This is a genomic window from Xanthomonas arboricola pv. juglandis (assembly GCF_905367715.1).
Lineage (GTDB): Bacteria > Pseudomonadota > Gammaproteobacteria > Xanthomonadales > Xanthomonadaceae > Xanthomonas > Xanthomonas arboricola.
Window position 1 is genome coordinate 2,377,530 of the sequence record NZ_HG999362.1, and the last position, 20,906, is coordinate 2,398,435.

The 20,906-nt window shown below is 68.7% G+C and carries 17 protein-coding genes; all 17 read right to left on the reverse strand.

The window, feature by feature from the left end:
• Positions 1–109 precede the first annotated feature (109 nt).
• The gene (locus tag KHN93_RS10365) at positions 110–2,197 is read right to left on the reverse strand and encodes a putative bifunctional diguanylate cyclase/phosphodiesterase (RefSeq protein ID WP_212579538.1); all 2,088 of its coding nucleotides are present in this window, start codon (positions 2,195–2,197) and stop codon (positions 110–112) included.
• Positions 2,198–2,520: 323 nt separating this feature from the next.
• Positions 2,521–5,442 (reverse strand): ligand-binding sensor domain-containing diguanylate cyclase, encoded by a 2,922-nt coding sequence (locus KHN93_RS10370; RefSeq protein WP_212579539.1) that lies wholly within the window; start codon positions 5,440–5,442, stop codon positions 2,521–2,523.
• 289 nt (positions 5,443–5,731) lie between these two features.
• Entirely contained in the window at positions 5,732–8,683 is a 2,952-nt protein-coding gene (locus tag KHN93_RS10375; protein WP_212579540.1) for a diguanylate cyclase, read from the reverse strand.
• A 118-nt stretch (positions 8,684–8,801) separates the two neighbouring features.
• On the reverse strand, positions 8,802–9,593 hold the full coding sequence (fliR, locus tag KHN93_RS10380; RefSeq protein ID WP_016904238.1) for a flagellar biosynthetic protein FliR: 792 nt from the start codon (positions 9,591–9,593) through the stop codon (positions 8,802–8,804).
• Between the two features lie 13 nt (positions 9,594–9,606).
• The gene (locus KHN93_RS10385) at positions 9,607–9,876 is read right to left on the reverse strand and encodes a flagellar biosynthetic protein FliQ (protein ID WP_005917968.1); all 270 of its coding nucleotides are present in this window, start codon (positions 9,874–9,876) and stop codon (positions 9,607–9,609) included.
• A 412-nt stretch (positions 9,877–10,288) separates the two neighbouring features.
• A complete protein-coding gene (gene fliP, locus KHN93_RS10390) occupies positions 10,289–11,158 on the reverse strand; it encodes a flagellar type III secretion system pore protein FliP (RefSeq protein ID WP_212579541.1) in 870 nt (289 codons plus the stop codon).
• A 1-nt stretch (position 11,159) separates the two neighbouring features.
• Entirely contained in the window at positions 11,160–11,567 is a 408-nt protein-coding gene (gene fliO / locus KHN93_RS10395; RefSeq protein WP_024937666.1) for a flagellar biosynthetic protein FliO, read from the reverse strand.
• Positions 11,564–11,902, reverse strand: coding sequence for a flagellar motor switch protein FliN (gene fliN / locus KHN93_RS10400; protein ID WP_016904992.1), 339 nt, complete (start codon positions 11,900–11,902; stop codon positions 11,564–11,566). The genes fliO and fliN overlap by 4 nt, the downstream gene beginning before the upstream one ends.
• Positions 11,899–12,912, reverse strand: coding sequence for a flagellar motor switch protein FliM (gene fliM, locus KHN93_RS10405; RefSeq protein ID WP_016904991.1), 1,014 nt, complete (start codon positions 12,910–12,912; stop codon positions 11,899–11,901). The genes fliN and fliM overlap by 4 nt, the downstream gene beginning before the upstream one ends.
• Before the next feature lie 10 nt (positions 12,913–12,922).
• On the reverse strand, positions 12,923–13,447 hold the full coding sequence (locus tag KHN93_RS10410; RefSeq protein WP_016904990.1) for a flagellar basal body-associated FliL family protein: 525 nt from the start codon (positions 13,445–13,447) through the stop codon (positions 12,923–12,925).
• A 190-nt stretch (positions 13,448–13,637) separates the two neighbouring features.
• Positions 13,638–14,930: a flagellar hook-length control protein FliK gene (locus KHN93_RS10415; RefSeq protein WP_212579542.1), complete on the reverse strand. Its 1,293-nt coding sequence runs from the start codon at positions 14,928–14,930 to the stop codon at positions 13,638–13,640.
• Positions 14,927–15,382 carry a flagellar export protein FliJ gene (gene fliJ, locus KHN93_RS10420; RefSeq protein ID WP_016904675.1) on the reverse strand — a complete coding sequence of 152 codons (456 nt, stop codon included), beginning with the start codon at positions 15,380–15,382 and terminating at the stop codon, positions 14,927–14,929. The genes KHN93_RS10415 and fliJ overlap by 4 nt, the downstream gene beginning before the upstream one ends.
• A 3-nt stretch (positions 15,383–15,385) precedes the next feature.
• Positions 15,386–16,762, reverse strand: a complete 1,377-nt coding sequence (gene fliI / locus KHN93_RS10425; protein WP_016904676.1) for a flagellar protein export ATPase FliI — start codon at positions 16,760–16,762, stop codon at positions 15,386–15,388.
• Positions 16,759–17,379 (reverse strand): FliH/SctL family protein, encoded by a 621-nt coding sequence (locus KHN93_RS10430; RefSeq protein ID WP_039527420.1) that lies wholly within the window; start codon positions 17,377–17,379, stop codon positions 16,759–16,761. The genes fliI and KHN93_RS10430 overlap by 4 nt, the downstream gene beginning before the upstream one ends.
• Complete coding sequence (gene fliG, locus KHN93_RS10435; protein WP_016904678.1) at positions 17,376–18,365, reverse strand: flagellar motor switch protein FliG; 990 nt, start codon at positions 18,363–18,365, stop codon at positions 17,376–17,378. The genes KHN93_RS10430 and fliG overlap by 4 nt, the downstream gene beginning before the upstream one ends.
• A gap of 10 nt (positions 18,366–18,375) precedes the next feature.
• The gene (fliF, locus tag KHN93_RS10440; RefSeq protein WP_016904679.1) at positions 18,376–20,106 is read right to left on the reverse strand and encodes a flagellar basal-body MS-ring/collar protein FliF; all 1,731 of its coding nucleotides are present in this window, start codon (positions 20,104–20,106) and stop codon (positions 18,376–18,378) included.
• 13 nt (positions 20,107–20,119) lie between these two features.
• Positions 20,120–20,491 (reverse strand): flagellar hook-basal body complex protein FliE, encoded by a 372-nt coding sequence (fliE, locus tag KHN93_RS10445; RefSeq protein ID WP_006449786.1) that lies wholly within the window; start codon positions 20,489–20,491, stop codon positions 20,120–20,122.
• Positions 20,492–20,906: the final 415 nt, after the last annotated feature.

The window sequence follows — 20,906 nt, forward strand, 5'->3', positions numbered from 1 at the left end:
GGGAAGCGGGATTGGGGATTGGGTAGTCGGGACGCCGCGGCTGTGCGTGGGGCTGCTGGCGGGTCGTTGCGCGTGGATGCCGGGGCGGCGGTCGCTTTGCCGCCTTCGCTCAGCCGGTCGGGCGAGTTGGGCCGTCGCGTTGGGCGACCACCACCGCGATGAAGTGCTCGGCGTCCATTGGCCGGCCCAGCAGGTAGCCTTGCAGCTGGTCGCAGCCCAGCCGTTCCAGTGTGTTGCGCTGGGCGGTGGTCTCCACGCCCTCGGCCACCACCTGCAGGCGCATGGTGTGCGCCAGTGCCACCACCGCGGCCACGATGGCGATGTCTTCCGGGCCGTTGTCCAGGGCCTGCACGAAGCTGCGGTCGATCTTGAGTTCGTGCGCAGGCAGCTTGCGCAGGTACATCAGGTTGGAATAACCGGTGCCGAAGTCGTCGATGGCGATGCGCACGCCCAGCGTATTGAGCTGGCCGAGCGTGCGCAGGCAGGCCTCGGCATCGCGCATGGCCATGCTCTCGGTGATTTCCAGGGTGAGCTGGGCCGGTGGGATCGCGTAGTCGGCCAGGGTGGTGGCCACCTCGTCCAGCAGGCTGGGCGAGGCCAGTTGCGTGGCCGACAGGTTGACCGCCACCCGCCAGTGCCCATGTCCGGCCTCGCGCCAGTCGCGCATCTGCCGGCAGGCCTGCTGCAGCACCCAGCTGCCGAGCGGGCCGATCATGCCGCTGCGTTCGGCCAGCGGGATGAAGCTGTCCGGCGGCACCAGGCCGCGCTCGGGGTGCTGCCAGCGGAGCAGCGCCTCGGCGCCGACCGGGCGGCCATCGTCGGCGCAGTACTTGGGCTGGTAGTGCAGGACGAACTGGCCCAGTTCCAGCGCACGCGGCAGATCCTGCAGCAGCTGCAGGCGCTCGCGGGTGGTGCCGGTCATCGAGCGCTCGAAAAAGCTGTAACGGTTGCGGCCGGCCTGTTTGGCGTGACTCATCGCCGCATCGGCATGGATCATCAACTGATGTTCGCTGCCGGCATCCTCCGGATACAGCGCAATGCCGACGCTGCTGCTGAGGCGCAATTCCTGGTCGGCGACCAGGAACGGCACCGCCAGCGCCTGCAGCAGATGCGCGGCGATGGCGGCGGCATCCTCGGGGTCGGCGATGGCCGACACCAGCACGAACTCGTCGGCTCCCAGCCGCGCCAGGCTGCCGTGGGCGCGCCGGTGCGCACTCATGCGCCCGGCCACCGCCACCAGCAACTGGTCGCCGAACTGGTGGCCGTAGCCGTCGTTGATGGCCTTGAACCCATCCAGGTTGATCAGCATCACCGCAAAGCGTTGCCCGTCGCGCTGGGCGCGGTCGATGCTTTGCAGCACGTGCTCGTGCAGCAGCACGCGGTTGGGCAGGCGGGTGAGCGGGTCGTGCAGGGCGGCCAGCACCAGTTCGGCATTGGCCTGCGCCAACGACCGCGCGAGCACGTCGGTGCGTTGCTGGAAGCGCCGCGACAGCACCGAGATCACCAGCGCCAGCGCCAGCAGCGCCAGCGTGACCAGCACCACCACCGCGGCCAGCCAGGGCAGCGGCAGGTGCGCACCGGCGGCCGCGCCGCAGATGCTGCCGGGCGCGAACTGCGCGGCCGCCATGCCGGTGTAATGCATGCCCACGACCGCCACGCCCATGATCATCGCCGCGATCAGGCGCAGGCTGTAGCGGCGCCCGTCGTGGCGTAGCCGGAAGGCGATCCACAACGCCGCCGCCGAGGCGCCGATGGCAATGGCAAGGGACAGCCCGAACAGCAGCGGGTCGTAGCTGATGGCCGGGGACATGCGCAGCGCGCCCATGCCCATGTAGTGCATCAGCGCAATGCCCAGCCCCATCAGCACCGCGCCCATGCATAGCCGCGGCCATGGCAGATCGGCACGCGAGGTCAGCCACAGCGCGAATGCCGATGCCAGAATCGCCGCCAGCATCGAATAGGTCGTCAGCGCCAGGTCGTAGCCCAGCGGAATCGGCAGGTGAAACGCCAGCATGCCGACGAAGTGCATCGACCAGATGCCGATCCCCATCGCCACCGCGCCGCCCATCAGCCAGGCCACGGCATCGCCGCCACGGCTGGCAGTCACACGTGCGGCCAGATGCAGTGCGGTATACGAGGCCAGCACGGCCACCACCAGCGACAGCATCACCATGCCAGGGTTATAGGTTCCGACCACCCATCCACTTCCGGCGCCGAGGGACGCACTTGCTCAAGGACCTAGCGACCCCGGGCGCCACTTCTTGAGCGCCTGCAGGCAGCCGGCGGCGATCGACGCGCATGCACCGCAGGTCACGCGCAACTGCGCTGGTCGGCCGGGCAGGGGCAGCCGGCGATGGCTGTGATGCGTTGGCGGCGAGGGGGCTGCGCGCGAGGTGACGGTGCGGGCGATGCTGCGGTGCCGTGACTGGCATGCGGGTGGCTGCCAGTGCATGCGTTGATGCTGTGCGTCGAGCTGAAATCCATACGCAGCGAGCTGCGCCCGACCGGTGGCTCTTGGGCTCACGCCACCGACGATTCGGGCTCTTCCGGTTCGATGCGATTGCGGCCATGCCGCTTGGCGCGGTACAGCGCCTCGTCGGCACGTGCCAGCAGCGTGGCGGCGTTGTCGCCGTTCCGGAACCAGGCCACGCCGACCGAACAGGTCACCTGCAGCGGCCGGGCGGCACCCACCTCGTACGGTGCCAGGCTGAGCTTTTCGTGGATGGCGCGCAGCCGGTGCTGGCTATGCTGCGACATGCCCGGCAACAGCAACAGCAGTTCTTCGCCGCCGTAACGGCCCACCTTGTCCGAGTCGCGCAGGCAGGCGGTCAGGCGTGCGCCGACCTTGGCCAGCACCGCATCGCCGACCAGATGCCCGTGTTCGTCGTTGACCAGCTTGAAGTGGTCCAGGTCGATCAGCACCACCGCCAGCGGATGCCCGCCGTGCGCACAGGCCTGCAGTTCCTCGGCCATGGCTTCGAGCACGCCGGAGCGGTTGAGCAGGCCGGTGAGGGCATCGTGGCTGGCCTTCAGGGCCAGCGCTGCGCGCGCGCTTTCCAGATCGCGTTTTTCGTGTTCCAGCTGATAGGTGCGCTCGGCCACCAGTTCGGCCAGCATGCGCTCGCGCGCGACCAGATGGCGGTGCCGCCAGCGCCACAGGCCGGCCAGCAGCGCGCTGCCGATCAGCACATACAACACGATCGCCGTCGGGCTGCGCCACCACAGCGGGGCCACCGCAAACGGCAGGTCGGCGATCGGCGAGGCGGTGCGGCGGTAGCGGTCCAGCACCTGCACCTGCAGGCGGAAATGCCCGGAGGGCAGCGGCGCCTGGTCGATCGACAGGTTGTCGCTCTGGATCCATTCGTTGTGCAGGCCGAGCAGGCGGTAACGCACGGTCAGGCGACTCGGGTCGTCGTACACCTCCATCGTGGACAGCTCGATATGCAGCGGCTTGTCGCTCCAGCCCAGCAATTGGCCGCGCTGCACCGGCACGCCGCCACGGCTGACGCTGTCGATGCGCACGCTGGGCTGGCGCGCATCGAACAGCCGCGCCGGGTCCAGCAGATGGCTCACCCCGCGCGAGGTGCCGATCCAGACCGACCCATCCGGATCCTCGGCGAAGGCGGCTTCGGAGATGTCGTCCCACAGCAGGCCCTGCGATTGCGACAGATGCGCCCAACGCTCGCCGTCGTAGACCTCCACGCCGCGCGCATGGCCCACCCAGACCCGGCCGAGGCTGTCGCCGCGCATCAGGTAGACGCCGACATCGCGCAGCGCCTCATCGCTGATCGCCTGCAGATCCAGCCGCTCGCCCAGCAACATGCCGTGCCAGAGACCGGGCCGATAGAACGCCAGCCACACCTCGCCGCTGTCGCTGATGTGGAACTTGCTGATCCACGGGTCCGAGGCGCCGCCATTGACCAGCACCTCGACCCTGGACCAGCGTGCGCCCTGCAGCCGGAACAAGCCGTTGGCGGTGGACACCCACAACGTGCCGTTGGCGGTCTGCTGGACATCGGTATAGGCGATCGTGGGCATCTCGGTGACCGCTTCCATCGTGCCGCCTTCCAGCGGACGCCGGATCACGAACAGCCCGCCCGCGCTGAGCATCCACATCCGCCCCTGGCGATCGATCAGCAGGCGGCGCGCGGTGCGCGGCAGTTTGGCGATCTGCGCACTGCGGCCATCTGGCCAGGTGCGGCGCAGGAAACCGGCCGAATTGAGCGTCCACAGGCTGCCGTCGGCGCTGCGTTGCATGCCCACGATCTGGATCCCGGAGGCCTGCAGGGCCGGAACGAACCGCCCGCCTGGATCGACCTGGCGGCCGGTGCCATGTTCGTTGCCGACCAGCAGCGCGCCCTGCGCGTCGCGGGCGATCGACCAGGTGGGCGCGGCCGGCATGCCCTGCGAGGCGTCCCAGTTCTCGATCCATTCGTAGCCGGCCCAGCGCACTAGGCCTTCGCCATCGACGGTCATCCAGACATCGCCATCGCGGTCCACCAGGATCGCATCGCTGCTGCCGGGCGGCAGCCCGTTGTCGGCGCCGAAACTGCGCCAGCGGCCGTTCTCCCAGCGCGCCAGCCCGTCGTTGCGACGCACCAGCACGCGTCCTTCGCGGTCCAGCACCAACGGCGCCTGTCGCCCGATGGTTCTGCCATCGAGCAAGGGCAGCGGCCGCACGCTGAATTTGCTGGCGCCCGGCGCGCGATAGAGCAGGTTGCCGGTGCCGCGGACCCACAGTGCGCCGTCGTGATCGCGCAACACGCTGTACCAGCGATCGTCCGGCACGCCTTGGTCCGGCCCGTACACCTGCACCTTGCGTTGCGCATCGATGGCGCACAGCCGCTTGGCGCAACCGGCCCACAAGGTGTCGCCGTCCACCGACAGGCTCAGCACCTTGGACAGCTCGGGCACGCGCACCCGGGTGGCGGTGTCCAGCAGCGGCTCGCTATGCCAGTGGCCGTTGCCGCGTGCGCTCAATCGTTCCAGCGTGCCGCCATTGGCCAGCACCGTGCCCCAGGAGGGACTGGCCAGCAGCATGTCTTCCTGCAGGTGTTCGGCCTCGTCGGGGGCCAGTTTGCGGAAGCCGTGCTCGTCGCCGACGAACAGGGCCTGGAAGCCGGCCACCCACAGCCGCCCGTCGGCGGCTTCGGCCATCGAGGTGATCGGTTCGTTGCGCAGGCCATCCAGCATCACCTGCTGGAAGCTACGCCCGTTGTAGCGATACAGGCCGCTTTCGGTACACACCCACAGCAGCGTGGCGCGGGTCTGCAGCAGGCAGGTGCCGGCCAGCCCGAGCAAGCCCTGGTCGTGGGCGTAGCGACGAATGCTCGCGCTCTGCGCGCCGGCCAGATCGGCCAGCGACAGCAAGGCCAGCAGCAGCACCGCCAAGAACGGTGCACGCCGGCCTGACGACCTGCATTGGCGGTACTCAACCCCCACGAGCGTTGCACTCTCCCACGCATCGGCGCGTGTGGTCCGCGCCCCTCGCGCGGGTGTCTCACGCTTGCCATGGGCGGCCCCCATAGCAGGCCGCAGTAAACCGACTAGCGGCTGTTCACGCGTGTTTCTTTAATGCTTAAGCAGGCATGGCGGCGTGATTGTGCAGCGCGCACGGCCGTTGCCAGTGCATGTTGTTCCCGAGCTGCACGCTGTTGCTGCAGGCGCGATCACGCAGATGGCTTGATGCCGGTTCAAAACGGCTGCGTGCTGCTCGCGCACGAGTGCAGGTTCAGCCGCTGGCCGCGGCGTCGTAGCGCACATGGTCGTAGTCGATGCGGTTGCGTCCATTGCGCTTGGCGCGATAGAGCGCGGCATCGGCGCGCGCCAGCAGCTGTTCCAGGGTTTCGCCCGGCTGGAACCAGGCCACCCCGACCGAACAGGTCACCGGCAGCACGCCGCCATCGATCGGGTAGTTGCCGCAGATCCCGCGATGCAGTGCCTGCAGGCGATGGGCGGCTTCGGCACTGAGCCCCGGCAGCAGCGCCAGCAATTCCTCGCCGCCGTAGCGACCGATGCGGTCGTCGCCGCGTACCAACGTATCCAGGCGCCGGCCGACCTCGGCCAGCACCGCGTCCCCGGCCAGGTGGCCGTGCTGATCGTTGACCAGCTTGAAGTGGTCCAGATCGATCAACACCACCGCCAGCGACCGCGCGCTGGTATCGGCACGCGCCAGCATGCCGCGCAGCGCGTGCAGGATGCCGGCGCGGTTGAGCAGCCCGGTCAGCTCGTCGTGGGTGGCCTTGAGCGCCAGTTCAGCGCGTGCCGCCTCCAGCTCGCGCTTGTCCTGTTCCAGCTCGGCAGTGCGCTCGGCCACCAGTTGCTCCAGCTCGCGTTTGCGCCGCAGCAGTTTGCGCGTGCGCCAGCGTAGCAGCGCGATCACCGCGGCAATGCCCAGCAGCACGTAGCCGGCCACTGCCGGCGCGCCGCGCCACCACGGCGGGCGCAGCACGAAATGCAGCCGCGCGACCGGGCTGGCGCTGCGCTGGTAGGCATCCAGCGCCTGGACTTCCAGCGTATAGGTGCCGGGCGGCAACAGCGGGTAGGTGAGGTGACTGAGCGAGGTCTGGGTCCAGCGTGCCTGGTGGCCCTCCACCCGGTAACGGAAGCTGATGCGGTCCGGGCCGCCTTCGGCACCGGGTGCGCTGATGTCCACATCCAGCGGCACCTGCGACCAATCGACCTGCGCTCCCGGCGTGATCGCCTGGTTGCCGCGCCGCACGCGCAGGATGTCCACGCGCAATGGCGGCGCGGCGAACACGCGCAACGGGTCGATCAGATGGGTGGCGCCGCGGCTGCTGCCGAGCCAGATGCTGCCGTCCACATCCTCGAAGAACGCATTGGCCGACATGTCGTCCCACAACAGGCCCTCGGTGCGCGTGGCCCGCGACCAATGGCCGTTTTCCAGCATGTCCAGGCCCTGGCTGCTGCCCAGCCACAGCCGGCCCTCGCGGTCGTGGCGCAGGATGAACGGCATTACCCGCGCCACCAGCGGATCGTCCACCGCGCGCAGCGCCAGCACGCCATCGGCCTGCAGGCGGCCATGCCACAGCCCGGTATCGCGCAGCGAGATCCACAGCTCGCCATCGGGAGCAAAATCGATCAGGAAGAAATCCTGGCTGGGCAGCGCGCCACGCACCTGCACGCGCTGCCAGGCACCGTCTGCCTGCCGCTTGTACAGCCCCTCGCGGGTGCTGGCCCAGAGCCGGCCCTGGGGGTCGAGATCGACATCGCCCACGAACGCGGCCGGCACGCCCGGATCGCGGATGGCCTGGTATGGCGCGCCCGGCGGCATGCGATACAGGCCGCGCGGGGTGGTGATCCACAAGGTGCCGGCGGCGTCGAACAGCAGCTTGTTGATCGGCAGGCCCAGCTGCAGCACGTCGACGGTCCGGCCGCTGCGCGGATCGCGCCGCGCCAGCGCGCCGGACGAGCGTGCCACCCAGGCGGCGCCGTCTGTCGGCGAGAGCGCCAGGGAGATCGACTGCAGCAGCGGCTGGCCGTCGTCCAGCGTCCACGGCTGCATGCGCCCGCTGCGCGGATCCAGCACATTGGAGCCGGCATCGCTGCCGACCAGCAGTTCCCCGCTGGGCAGGCGCTGGATCATCCAGGTCGGCGCTTCCGCCAGGCCCTGGCTTTCGTCCCAGTGTTCGATGTTGCCGTAGCCCAACCAGCGCTGCACGCCCAGGCCACGGGTACCGATCCACAGCTGGCCGGTGCGCTGCATCAGCAACGGGCCGACCATCGGGCTGATCGGCAGCCCTTGGTCGTGGCCGAAATAGCGCCAGTGATCGCCTTCCCAGCGCACCAGGCCGCGATCGGAGCGTGTCAGCAGGCGGCCCTGTGCATCTTCGGACAGGGTGGTGGCGGCCGAGAGCGTGTCGAAGCTGGTGCCTGCCGGCGCCGCATGGTTGCGGAATACACGCTCGCCAGTCGCGCGCGACAGCACCAGGCCACCGCCGCGCAGCCACAGGGTGTTCTGGTGGTCGCGAAAGATCGCCCGCCACTGCCGCTCCGGCACTCCCTCGGCTTCGCCAAGCAACTCGGTGCGTCCGTTCTCGTCGATCCGGCAGATGTGCGGCCCGCAGCTGCTCCAGAGTGCCGTGCCATCGGCAAGTAACGCCTTGCCGGCCGGCAGGCTGGTGCCATCGGCCAGCTGCAACGGCAGCGGGTGCACCGACCAGCCGCCCGTGTGATCCGGCGACAGGCGCAGCAAGGCGTTCTCGCTGACCACCACCATGCCGTCGGCGTAGGCGGCTAGCACATTGCCGCTGTCGGCACGGATCGGTTTGCCGTCGCGCAGCAGCTGCACGAACGTACCGCCGTCGCGCACGAACACGCCGTTGGCACTGGCCACCCATAGCCGTCCTGCCGCATCCAGCGCCAGGGCGCGGATATAGCGCGCATCCAGGCCGCTTTCCTGGCCGACCGGTATGAAACTCTCGCGCTCGAAGCGGTGCAGGGCCAGCTCGGTGCCCACCCAGACCACGCCCTGGCGGTCTTCGAGCAGGCTGTTGACGGTCATGCCCTGCAGGCCATCGGCCTGGGCGTAGTCGCGGAAGCTGTAGGTCTGCGCCTGCAGGGGGCCGCACACCAGCAGCCCGGCAATCCACAGGCAGGCCCAGGCCCACCAGTGGCCGCCTCGTGACGCAATCGGAGCGAACAGCGCAGACAGGTTGGGCATCGGTTCCCGCGGGCTTTGGCGTGGGTGAGTGATGGCGATTGGCGGTATCAATCGTCCTGTGGCGTTGACGGCTGACCGGCGAAAAACTTGAGGCAGTTCACACTTATGGATGTGCCCGCTAGGCAGTCAATTCCCTGGCGGCGTCGAAGGCGGTATCGAACATGCGTTGCACGGGCGGCGCGAATTCGCTGGCGAAGCTGGACAGCAGGAACAGCCCCAGCAACACCGTCAGCGGCAGGCCCAGCTGCATCGGATTCAGCGCCGGCGCGGCCTTGGCCAGCGCGCCGAAGGCCAGGTTGACCGCCAGCATCGCCACCATCATCGGCAATGCGAGGGTGAGCCCGCCGCGCAGGATCTGCAGAAACAGGGTCGGCGCCACCTCGGCGAAGGCGGCGGCATCGGGAAGCGCGGTGCCGATCGGCAGGGCCTTGTAGCTGTCCACCAGCAATGCGATCACCGCCAGGTGTCCGTTGGCCGCGAAGAACAGCAAGCCGAACCCGAGATAGAACCACTGCGCGATCACCCCGGAGGTGACTCCGCGCAGCGGGTCGGACATCTGCGCGAACGACAGGCCGGTGGACTGCGACACCAGCTCGCCGGCCATCGCGCCGGCCTCGAAGATCAGCTTGAGCATGAAGCCCATGCTGGCGCCCACCGCCAGCTCGCGGGCGACGCTGAGCACCGCCTGCGCGGTGAAACCGTCCCAGTCCGGCACCGGCGGCAGCAGCGGCGCCAGCACCATCGACAAGGTCCCGGCCAGCATCACCCGCACCCGTCCCGGCACCGCGCGCGTGCCGATCAACGGCATCGCGGTCAGCAGCGCACCGGTGCGCAGCATGGTCCACATGATCGCCCCGACCATCGCAAACGCGCGCTGGCCGTCGATCACCATCTGGGTGGCAGCATCCATCCGGGCGGGTCCGCTAGCCGATCAGGTGAGGTATGCGCTGGAACAGCGCAATGGTGAACTCCACCAGATGCCCCAGCAGCATGCTGCCAGTGGCAAACAGGGTGGCCGTCAACGCCACCGCCTTGGCCACGAAGGCGATGGTCGGCTCGTTCAACTGGGTGGCAGCCTGCACCACACCGATCACGACACCGACGACCAGCACCGCCAGCAACATCGGTCCGGCAATCCACAGGACGGTGACCAGGCCACCACGCAATTCGGTCAGGGCGATTTCAGGGCTCATGGGTGTGGTTATGCAAGTGGGGTGCCAAAGGACGGGATTGGGGAATCGGGAATCGGGAATCGGGAATCGGGAATCGGGAATCGGGAATCGGGAATCGGGAATCGGGAATCGGGAGGCTGAATAGGGGGGGCTGAAGCTGGTGCGACAGTGTGTGGGCTGACCGAGGTGCGGTCTGCAGAGGCTCGCCCCTCTCCAGCGGGAGAGGGGTTGGGGTGAGGGTGCGAGGCGAAACCACGCGTGTTGGGTGGTTCCGCTGGGGCGTCGCTCAGCTGGGCGCTTCGGCCGCTATCGGCTGCACTGGCTGGCGCGCTTGCTGTCTGCCCTGCGTTTGCTGCGCGACTTCGGGACCCCATGCCGAAGCGGCAGGCTGGGTCGACACGCCGGCAGGGCGGCGCGCATGCAGACCTTGCGGCTACGACGCGTTGAAGCTCGCCGCCAATGTGCCCACCACCAGCACCCAGCCATCCACCAGGATGAACAGCAGGATCTTGAACGGCGCCGAGATCAACATCGGCGACAGCATCATCATGCCCATCGACATCAGCACGCTGGCGACCACCAGATCGATGATCACGAACGGGATGAAGATCAGAAAGCCGATCTCGAACGCCGTCTTCAGCTCGCTGGTCACGAACGAGGCCACCAGCACCGGGAACGGCACCGCGTCCGGGCCGGCGTACTTGCCGTCGCCGGCCATGCCAGCGAAGGTCATCAGGTCGGTCTCGCGGATCTGCGCCAGCATGAAGGCGCGCAGCGGCTGGGTGGTCAGCGTCCAGGCGGTCTGGAAATCGATCTGGTTGTTGAGGTACGGCGACAGGCCCGCGCCCCACATCTTCTGCCATACCGGCATCATCACCAGCGCGGTCAGGAACATCGACAGCCCCAGCAGCACCTGGTTGGACGGGGTCTGGCCGGTACCCAGCGCCTGGCGCAGCAGGCCCAGCACGATGGTGATGCGGGTGAAGGCGGTCAGCACCAGCAGCATCGACGGCAGCAGGGTGATCGCCGTCATCAGCAGCAAGGTCTGCAGCGGCAGGCTCACTGGCTGGTCGCCGATGCGGCCGACGCTGACATTGGGCAACGACGGCAGCTGATTGGCGCCGGCCGGAGCGGCCGCAGGCGCGGCGGCAGGAGCGGCGGCAGGAGCGGCGGCAGGAGCGGCGGCCTGGGCCATGGCCGGCAATGCGGCGGGCGTGGCAGCGGCCAGCAGCGGGCAGCTCATCACCAGCAGGATCAGCACCAGGCGGAGGCTGCGCCCCCAGCGATTCCAACGACTCAACATGTCACGGGTCCTTGCGCAGCTTCTGTGCCAGCAGCTGGGCGAAATTGGGAAGTTGCTTGAAGTTGGGCAGGGTGGGGGCGGGCGCGGACGGCAGCGGTTCGGACAGGGTGTGCAAGGTGTTGATGCCGCCGGCGGTGACGCCGAGCAACAACTGCTGGCCGTTGACCTCCACCACCACCACGCGTTCCTTGGCACCCACCGCCAGGCTGGTCACCACCCGCAGGCCCTCGGTACTACGGAAACCGCTGCCGGGCATGCGCTTGAGCAACCAGCCCAGGCCGACGATCAGCGCCAGCACCAGCAGCAATGCAAACACCGCGCCAAACAGGCTGGGCGAGGACGGCGCCTGCGCGCCGACCTGGGTGGCCTTGGCCGCGACCGGCGCGGCAGCGGCCAGCAGGCCGATCACCGCAGCCTCCGGATCCGTTCGCTGGGGCTGACCACGTCGGTCAGGCGGATGCCGAAGCGGTCGTTGATGACGACCACTTCGCCATGCGCGATCAAGGTGCCGTTGACGTACACGTCCAGCGGCTCGCCGGCGCCGCGCTCCAGTTCCACCACCGAGCCCTGGTTGAGCTGCAGCAGGTTGCGGATCGGGATGCGCGCGCGGCCCACTTCCAGCGACAGCGTCACCGGCACGTCCAGGATGACGTCCAGGTTGAGGTCGGTGGCATTCTGGTCGTGCTCGGCCTGCAGGCTGTCGAAGGTGGCAGGCGCGGCGTCGAGGATGTCGGAGTTGATCATTTGCTGGAGTCCTGGGAGGGAACGGCGCGTGGGGCTTGCACGCCGGGCGGGCGTACGGCGGTAATCTTGACGGCGTTGTTGCCATTGGAAACGCCGAATTCGCCGGTGAACAACGGAATGTCTTCCACGCACAGCGGCACCTGTGCGGGCAGGTCGATCGGCAGGATGTCGCCGATCTTCAGGCCGGTGAGCTGGCGCAGGCTCATGCGCTTGCTGGCCAGCACGCTGGACAGGGTCACCTCGGCGGTGTCCAGCTGCTCGCGCAGCATCACGTTCCAGGAGTCGTCGCGGTCGTTGCGGTCGCTCTGGATGCCGGCATCGAGCAGTTCGCGGATCGGCTCCAGCATCGAATACGGCAGGGTGATGTGGATCTCGCCGCCGCCGCCTTCCAGCTCCACATGGAAGCGGCACACCACCACGTACTCGCGCGGGGTGACGATGTTGGCGAAGTGCGGGTTGATCTCCGAGTTGATGTACTCGAAATCCACTTCCATCACCGGCGCCCAGGCTTCCTTGAGGTCGGCGAAGGTCTGCTTGAGCATCAGCTGCACCACGCGCATCTCGGTGGCGGTGAATTCGCGCCCTTCGATACGGGTGTGGTAACGGCCGTCGCCACCGAAGAAGTTGTCCACCACGGTGAACACCAGCGTGGGTTCGAACACGATCAGGCCGGTGCCGCGCAGCGGCTTGAAACGGATCAGGTTGAGGTTGGTGGGCACATACAGCGAGTGCATGTACTCGTTGAACTTGACCAGGTCGATGCCGCGCACCGACAGGTCGGCCGAGCGCCGGATCAGGTTGAACAGGCCGATGCGCCACAGCCGCGCGAAGCGCTCATTGACCATCTCCAGGGTCGGCATGCGGCCACGGATGATGCGGTCCTGGCTGGACAGGTCGTACTGGCGCGCCTCGCCGGGCAGCGGCTCCGGCTCGGTGTTGACCGCACCCGAATCCACGCCATGCAGCAGGGCATCGATTTCGTCCTGGGAAAGCAGATCGCTGACGCTCATGGGGCAGGCCTTACTGGGTGACGAAACTGGTGAACAGCAGTTCTTCGACGCACTTCTTACCGGTCTCGCTGGTCATGACCTTCTGCGCTTCGGCCAGGGCGGCCTTCTGCAGCTTCTGCTTGCCGACCAGGTCGGCCACATCGGTGGCCTTGACCTGCGACAGCAGCATCAGCAGATGCGCGCGGATGGCCGGGGCGTTTTCGGTGATCAGCTTGAGGTCTTCCGGGTCGCGGGTGACCAGCTGCACTTCGACCTGCAGGTACTGCGGGCCGTCGCCGGGATCGGCCAGGTTGACCACGATCGCCGGGTCCATCGGGAAGTACTGCGCCGGCTTGGGCACCTCGGCCACCTTGGGCGCGGCGTGCTTGCCGTCTTTCTCCTCGCCCTTGTGGCCGAAGAAGAACCAGGCGCCGCCACCGGCAGCGGCCAGCACCACGACCCCGACGGCGATCAGCAGAAGTTTCTTGCCGCCCTTCTTCTTGTCGCCCTTGTCGTCTTTGTCTTCGGTCTTCTTGGGTTTTTCCGCGGCTGCCACAGTCTGCTCCAGGGGGAATGCTCACCCAGTGGATGCAATTGGCGTGCCAATCCGGCGACGGTTTCCTGGCGCGCGTGCAGGTTCAACGGCAAAACCCCCGCAGGCCTTGCGCTGCGAGGGGCGTGGGGCGGTGCCGGAGCTTGCCGGCATCCAGGTTTCAGCCGCGCCGGGGCGTGCCCGGCGCGCGCGCTCAGGCGTAGGCGTCCAACAATCCACGCTGGCGTAACACCACCGACGGAATTCCGACGGGCGGGCTGTCGTCCAGGCTGAGGCCAGTGCCATCGCTGCCGCCGCCGTTGCGGTTGCCGGACTGGCTCTGCTGTTGCTGGCCGACATCGGCCTGGCCGAGCTGGAAGCCATTCTGGCCGAGCATTTCGCGCAGGCGCGGCAGGCTCTGCTCCAGCGCCTGGCGCACGTCGGCATTGGCGGAGCTGAAGCTGGCATTGACCTTGTCGCCCTCCAGATGCAGCCGCACCTCGACCGGGCCCATCTCGTTCGGGGTCACCTTGATATGGGCATGGCCGATCTTCTGGTCGGCCAGCCAGCTCATGCGCGCGCCGATGGCGTCGTCAAAGGTGTCGCTGCCCATTTCCGGGGTCGGGGTGGGCGAGGCGCTGAACACCGGCGCCGGGTCCTGCAGGCGGCCAAGCGCGGCCGCCGTGGTGGTCGGCAGCACGAACGCCGGGGCGTCCGGCGCGGCCGGGCCGGCGCTGTCGTCGGTGCCCGGGTCCAGCGCCTTGGTCGCCATGCTCATCAGCGCGGCCGCCTGGGCGTCGCCGCTCAGGGCGGTGACGGAGGTGGGCTTGGCGCCTGCGGCGGCAGCCGGTGCCAACGCGCCCAACGAGGGCAGGGCGGTGCCGGCGGTCGCGGGTGCGGTGGGTGCGGCCGCGTCGGTCGGCAGCGCGGTTGCCGCCGGCGTGGCGCCGGCGGCAGCGGTCACCCCGGCCGCCAGTGCCGCAGCCGCGGCCGCCAGCACATCGCCGCCCGGCAGTGCCTGCGCCAGCAGGCCCATGCCGAAGCCGCCCAGGCCCGGCGGTGGCCAGCCGGTGTCGGTGGCGGTGGCTGCGTCGGCCGGTGCGTCTTCGCCGTTGCTCGCGGTCTTGCTGCCCTTGCCGGCCTTTGCGGTGGTGGCAGCACTACTACCGTCGGCGGCAGACGACTCCTTGGCGGTGCCAGACTTGGCAGCCTTGGCATCGCCGTCCTGCGCGCGCGGGCGTGCGGTGGCGTCGCCCGGCGCGTCGTCGCCGTGGTCGTCGTCGCTGCGCTGCTTGTCGGACTGGCTGGGCTTGGGCGCAGCCTGCTTGGCCGGCACGCGCTCGGGCGCCTGCGGCGGGGCCTGATTCGGCGTGTTGGCCGGGTTGAGCATGCGCGCGAACTGGTCCTGGCCGGCGTCCGGCTCGGACGAGGGATCGCTGTAGCTGGATTTCTTGCCGGTGCCGGCGAGTGCGCCGAGGCCGGCGGCAAAAGCGGACAAGGGGTTCATGCGGATTCTCCGTGGGTGTCTTCGCTGCGGGCCAGGCGCGAACGACGCGCGCCGAGGTCGTCCATCTCACGCTGGTCGCGGCGTTCGATCACCTTGTTCTCCTGCGCGCGGTAGCTGGCCGCCAGTTGCTCCAGCACCTGCTTCTCGCGGCTGGCCAGCAGCAGCCGGGTGCGCTCGGCTTCCACCTTGTTGCGGTTGTTTTCCACGGTCTGCGCCTGTTGCAGCACGGCGCTGTCGAGCCGGTCCAGGAAGGCGCGGCGGTTGGTCAGTGCAGCGGCGCTGGTGCCGGCCATGTGGCTGTTGGCGTATTCCTCGGCGTAGCGGCGCAGCTCTTCCAGGCGCGACTGGTGGGTATCCAGGGCGCGCTGACGCTCGGCCAGGTCGCGCGCGACCTTGTCTTCCTGTTCCTGGGCGCGGCGCAGCAGGGGGTCGATCCGTTTGGACTGCATCATGGATTAGTTCTCGGGTTCGACCAGCCGCTGCAACGCGGACAGGCTGTCGGGCAGGTCGGCGGCCCGGTGGACGTCCTGGCCGAGGAATTCGACGATCTCCGGCCAGCGCGCCAATGCTTCGTCGGTGGCCGGGTCGCTGCCGCGCTGGTAGGCGCCGATGGCGATCAGGTCGCGGTTGGCGGTGTAGGCCGACAGCAGGCGCTTGAGCTTGCGGATGCGCAGGCGCCAGGTGTCGTCGGCGATGTCCTGCACCACGCGGCTGACCGAGGATTCGACGTCGATGGCCGGGTACAGGCCGCTGTCGGCAACCCGGCGCGACAGCAGGATGTGGCCGTCGAGAATGGCGCGCGCGGCGTCGGCGATCGGATCCTGCGGGTCGTCGCCTTCGGTCAGCACGGTGTAGAAGGCGGTGATCGAGCCGCGCCCCTTGGCGCCGTTGCCGGCGCGTTCGACCAGCGCCGGCAATTTGGCGAACACCGACGGCGGATAGCCGCGGGTGGTCGGCGGCTCGCCGACCGACAGGCCGATCTCGCGCTGCGCCTGGGCGAAGCGGGTCAGCGAATCCATCAGCAGCAGCACGTTCAGGCCCTGGTCGCGGAACCATTCGGCGATGGCGGTGGCGCGGTAGGCGCCATGCAGGCGCGCCAACGGCGGTCGGTCGGCCGGGGCGGCCACCACCACGGCGCGGCGCAGGCCTTCCTCGCCCAGCGTGGTTTCGACGAAGTCGCGCACTTCGCGGCCACGTTCGCCGATCAGCCCGACCACGATCACGTCGGCCGAGGTGAAGCGGGTCATCATGCCGAGCAGTGTCGATTTACCGACGCCGGAGCCGGCGAACAGGCCGACGCGCTGGCCGCGGCCGATCGGCAGCAGCGCGTTGATCGCGCGCACGCCGACATCCAGCGAGGTGGTGATGGGCTCGCGCGCCAGCGGGTTGATCGACACGCCGGCCATGCTGACGCTGCCTTCGCCGCGGATCGGGCCCTTGCCGTCGAGCGGGGTGCCGTCGCTGTCGATGACGCGGCCGAGCAGGCCTTCGCCCACTTCCACGCCGCCGCGGCGCCGCGAGGGCACCACGCGGGCGTTGGGCAGCAGGCCATGCAGCTCGGCGCTGGGCATCAGATAGGTGCGTTCGCCGGCAAAGCCGACTACTTCTGCATCGACCCAGCCGCCATCGACTTCGACCTTGCAGGTGGCGCCCATCGGCGCCTCGCAACCGGTGGCTTCCAGGGTCAGGCCGACCGCGCGGCGCAGGATGCCTTCGCGGATCAGGGTGCGCCCGGCGCTCGGTTCCAGCCCGAGTCCGCTCAGGCGGGTGGCCAGGCGCAGGTTGCGTGCATCCAGCCAGTCGGCCGGGGTGGCACCCAGCAGGGCGCTCACAGGCCCGCTCCGGATTTGCGCATGACTGTCTCCAGCGCGGCCCGCAGGCGCGCGTCCAAGGTGCCGTCCACGCGCACGCTCTCGGCGTGCACGCGCAGGTCGCCGCGGCTCAGGCTCAGGTCCGGGGCCACGCGGGTGGTGCTGCTGGGCGCCAGATGCGGCAGCAGCGCGGTGATGTCATCGGGATGCAGGCGCACTTCGACCTCGCGGCCGGCACCGCCGACCGCATCGACGGCCTCCTGCACCAGCTCGGCCAGCAGCTGCGGGTCGGCCTGATAGGCACGCCCGACCAGCGAGCCGGCGATGCGCACGGCCAGCTCGCCGAGCGCGCCGACCACTTCGTTCTCCAGCCGCGCCAGCGGGCGGGTGAAGTTGTCCAGGATGCCGTCGATCTGCGCGGTCAGGCGGCGCACTTCGGACTGGCCCTGGGCAAAGCCTTCGGCATGGCCGCGGGCGTAGCCTTCCTGCTGGGCGGCGTCCTCGATCGCCTGGATCTCTTCCAGGGTCGGCGGACGCAGCACCGGCTCGAGCACGGCCGGCTCGTCGTACTCCGGCGCCGGCGGGGCCGGCTCCAGGTGCAGGTCGGGGGCCAGCCAGCGGGTGACGATGTCGTTCATACCATCGCCTCCGCACCGGCGCCGCCGAGGCTGATGGCGCCTTCGTCAGCCAGGCGGCGGACGATGGTGAGGATTTCCTTCTGCGCCGCTTCCACGTCGGCCAGGCGCACCGGGCCGCGCGCTTCCATGTCCTCGAGCAGGATCTCGGCGGCACGCTGGGACATGTTGCGGGTGATCTTCTCGCGCACCTTGACGTCGGCACCGCGCAGGGCCAGGCCCAGGCGCTCGCCGGAGACCTCGCGCAGCAGCGTCTGCAGGCCGCGGTCGTCCAGGTCCACCAGGTTGTCGAACACGAACATCAGGTCCTGGATCTTGCCGGCCAGGTCGGCGTCGATCTTGCCGATCTCGCCCAGCACGCCCTGGTCAGCGCCGGTGTCCAGGAAGTTGAGGATGTTGGCGGCCACCTTGATGCCGCCCACATTGGACGACTTGAGGTTCTGGTTGCCGGAAAACTGGCGCTCCATGATGTCGTTGAGCTCGCTCAGCGCATTGGGCGGGATGCCGTCCAGGGTGGCGATGCGCAGCAGCACGTCGGCGCGGGTGCGCTCGGGCAGCAGCTTCAGGGCCTCGGCGGCCTGGTCGCTGTCCAGATGCGCCATGACGATGGCGATGATCTGCGGGTGCTCGTTGCGCACCAGGTCGGCCACCGCGCGCGGGTCCATCCACTTCAGGGTGTCCAGGCCGGTGGTGTTGCGGCCGAGCAGGATGCGGTCGATCAGGCCACCGGCCTTGTCGGCGCCCAGCGCCTGGATCAGCACGTTGCGGATGTAGTCGTCGGCGCCCACGCCCAGCGAGGTCTTGCCGGCCAGTTCGCCGTTGAACTCGTCCATCACCTTCTCGACCTGATCGCGCGAGATGCCGGTCATGGTGGCCATGGCGATGCCGATCTTCTGCACCTCCTTGGGGTCCATGTGCTTGAGCACTTCGGCGGCGTCGCTTTCCCCAAGCGACAGCAGCAGCACGGCGGCGCGCTGTACGCCGGTCATCGGTGGTGTATCAGGCTTCACTGGCGACCCATCCCTTCACGACTTGTGCGACACGTTTTGAATCGGCTTTGACTGCTTCGCGTGCAAGACGCATGCGTTCTTCGTAGGCGTCCGGCAGCGCGATCGGGTTCTTGCGGTCCTGACCGAGCTGGGCGGTGTCCTCTTCCAGGCGCGGCATCAGGTCGTCATCATCGACCATCCGCACGTCGGCGCTCTGCGGAGTGCCATCGTTGCCGCCCTTGGCCTGCTTTTCCTTGATTGCGGTCACGCCGGTGAGCTGGCGCAGGGTGGGGCGCACCACGCCGAACAGCAGCGCCAGCACCACCACCGCACCGACCAGCAGGCGCAGACCGTTCTGCACGCGCGGGTCTTCCCACCACTTCGGGCCTTCCTCGCCAGCCACCGCTTCGCGCACGAACGGGGCGTTCATCACCGACACCGTGTCGCCACGGGCCGCGTCGAAGCCTACCGCCTGCTTGACCAGGCCCTCGATGCGGGTCAGCTCGGCGGCCGTCAGCGGCTGCTCGACCATCTTGCCCTTGGCACCGGGGCGCGGGACGTTGTCCAGCAGCACCGCCACCGACACCCGCTTGATGCGGCCGGCCGGCTGGCGGGTGTGTTGCAAGGTCCGGTCCAATTCGTAATTGCGGGTGGCGCTCTTGGAACTTTCGGTCGGCGCGGCCGGTGCGGCGGCCTGGCCATTGGCAGCGGCCGGGGTGCCCGGTGCGCCGGCAGTGGCGTTTGCGGCCGGCGCCGGCGGTTGGCCGGGGCTGTTGCTGGTGGCGCCCGGGGGGCCCTGCGGGCCGGTGGCGCTGGTGCTGGTGTCGCTGACCTGTTCGCTGCGCAGCTTGGCCGGTTCGCCGTTGTAGAGTTCGCGGGCTTCCTCGACCACCGAAAAGTCCATGTCCACGCTGACTTCCGGGTTGACCCGGCCCGGGCCGGTCATCGGCTCGAGCAGCTCGCGGATACGCTGGTTGTAGGAGCTTTCCTGGCGACGCACCTGTTCGAACTGGGCGGCATGCTGGGCGGCGTCGCTGTTGGGATCGGCGATGGAGAGCATGCGGCCGCTCTGGTCGACCACGGTGACGCGCTCGGGGGTCATGTCCGGGATGCTGGAGGCGACCAGGTTGACGATGGCATCGACCTGGTTGCGCTCCAGGCCCTGGCCGCCGCGCAGCTCCAGCACCACCGAGGCGCTGGCCACGTCACGCTGGCGGGTGAAGGCGCTGGGCTTGGGAATGGCCAGATGCACACGGGCCTCGCGCACCGGGCGCAGGGTGCCGATGGTGCGCGACAGCTCGGTTTCCAGGGCGTGCTGGTAGCGGGCGTTTTCGACGAACTGGCTGACGCCGAAGCCGGGATCCTTTTCCATCAGCTCGAAGCCGCCGCCGGTTTCCTTGCCGGTCAGGCCGGAGCCGGCCAGCTTCAGGCGGGCGTCGTACAGACGGTCCTGCGGCACCGAGATGGCGCCGGTGTCCTGATCGATCTTGAACGGAATCTGCGCGGTGCGCAGCAGGTCGGCCGCTTCGGCATTGCCCTTGTCGTCCAGGCCGGTGTACAGCGACTGGTAACCGGGCTTCTGCGACCAGAAGAACACTGCCAGACCGGCCGCCACCGCCACGGCGATCATCGCCATCATGGTCAGCTTGCGGGTGATCTGCAGGCTGCGGACACGGTCGAACCATTGCCCCGCCTTTTCGGCGTTCTGGTTCATGTTTTCTTTGGTGATCGCGAGAGCCATGTGTCGTCAACCCTTACAGCGGCATGTTCATGACGTCCTGATAAGCCTGGACGAGACGGTTGCGGACTTCCACGGTGGCGCGGAAGGCCACCTGGGACTGCTGGGAGGCGACCATGACCCGTGCCAGATCGGCACTGGGGTCGCCCATTTCGAAGGCCTTGGCCAGCGCGCCGGACTTCTGCTGGGCCTCGTTGACGCCGCCGATGGCGCCGCGCAAGGTCTCGCTGAAGCTCGGTGCCTGGGTGGCCGGTGTTCCCTGTGTGCCGGCCAGCCCCTGGATCTGATTGCCGCGCGCCGCATCGCCCACCGCGCCCATCGGGCCTTGGCCCATCTGCGTTTGGTAGCTGCGGATCTGCGAGAGGATGGAGGTAACGGAGTCGCTCATGGGTGCGGTCAGCCAGGGAGGCATCCACACCAATGCAAGCGGCGTGCCGAAACTGCGCCGGGATTCCGGCGCTGGGGACGGGGAGGGGCTTTAAGTCAGCTGCGGATGGGTCCGGCGCTGGGCGGGCAAGGGCCCATCGAGAGGGTCGGTGTGTGGTTGCAAGCAGGCCATGACGTGCATCGTCCGGATCACCTTGTGTCCGACAATTTTCCCGTCACAAGCTGAGCAACGGCCGGACGTCCAACAAGCAATCGATTGACCTCTCGGCGTCTCAATGCCTCGCAATAAGCGTGTTTTTCTACCTGGCCACCGACCAACTTCCCGGTGCGGTGTCCTCGCCAATTGCGGGACCGTGTGGCGGCATGGATGCCGCCACCGAGCCTCCACGGACGGATTCACGGCGTCTCCCGCGAAG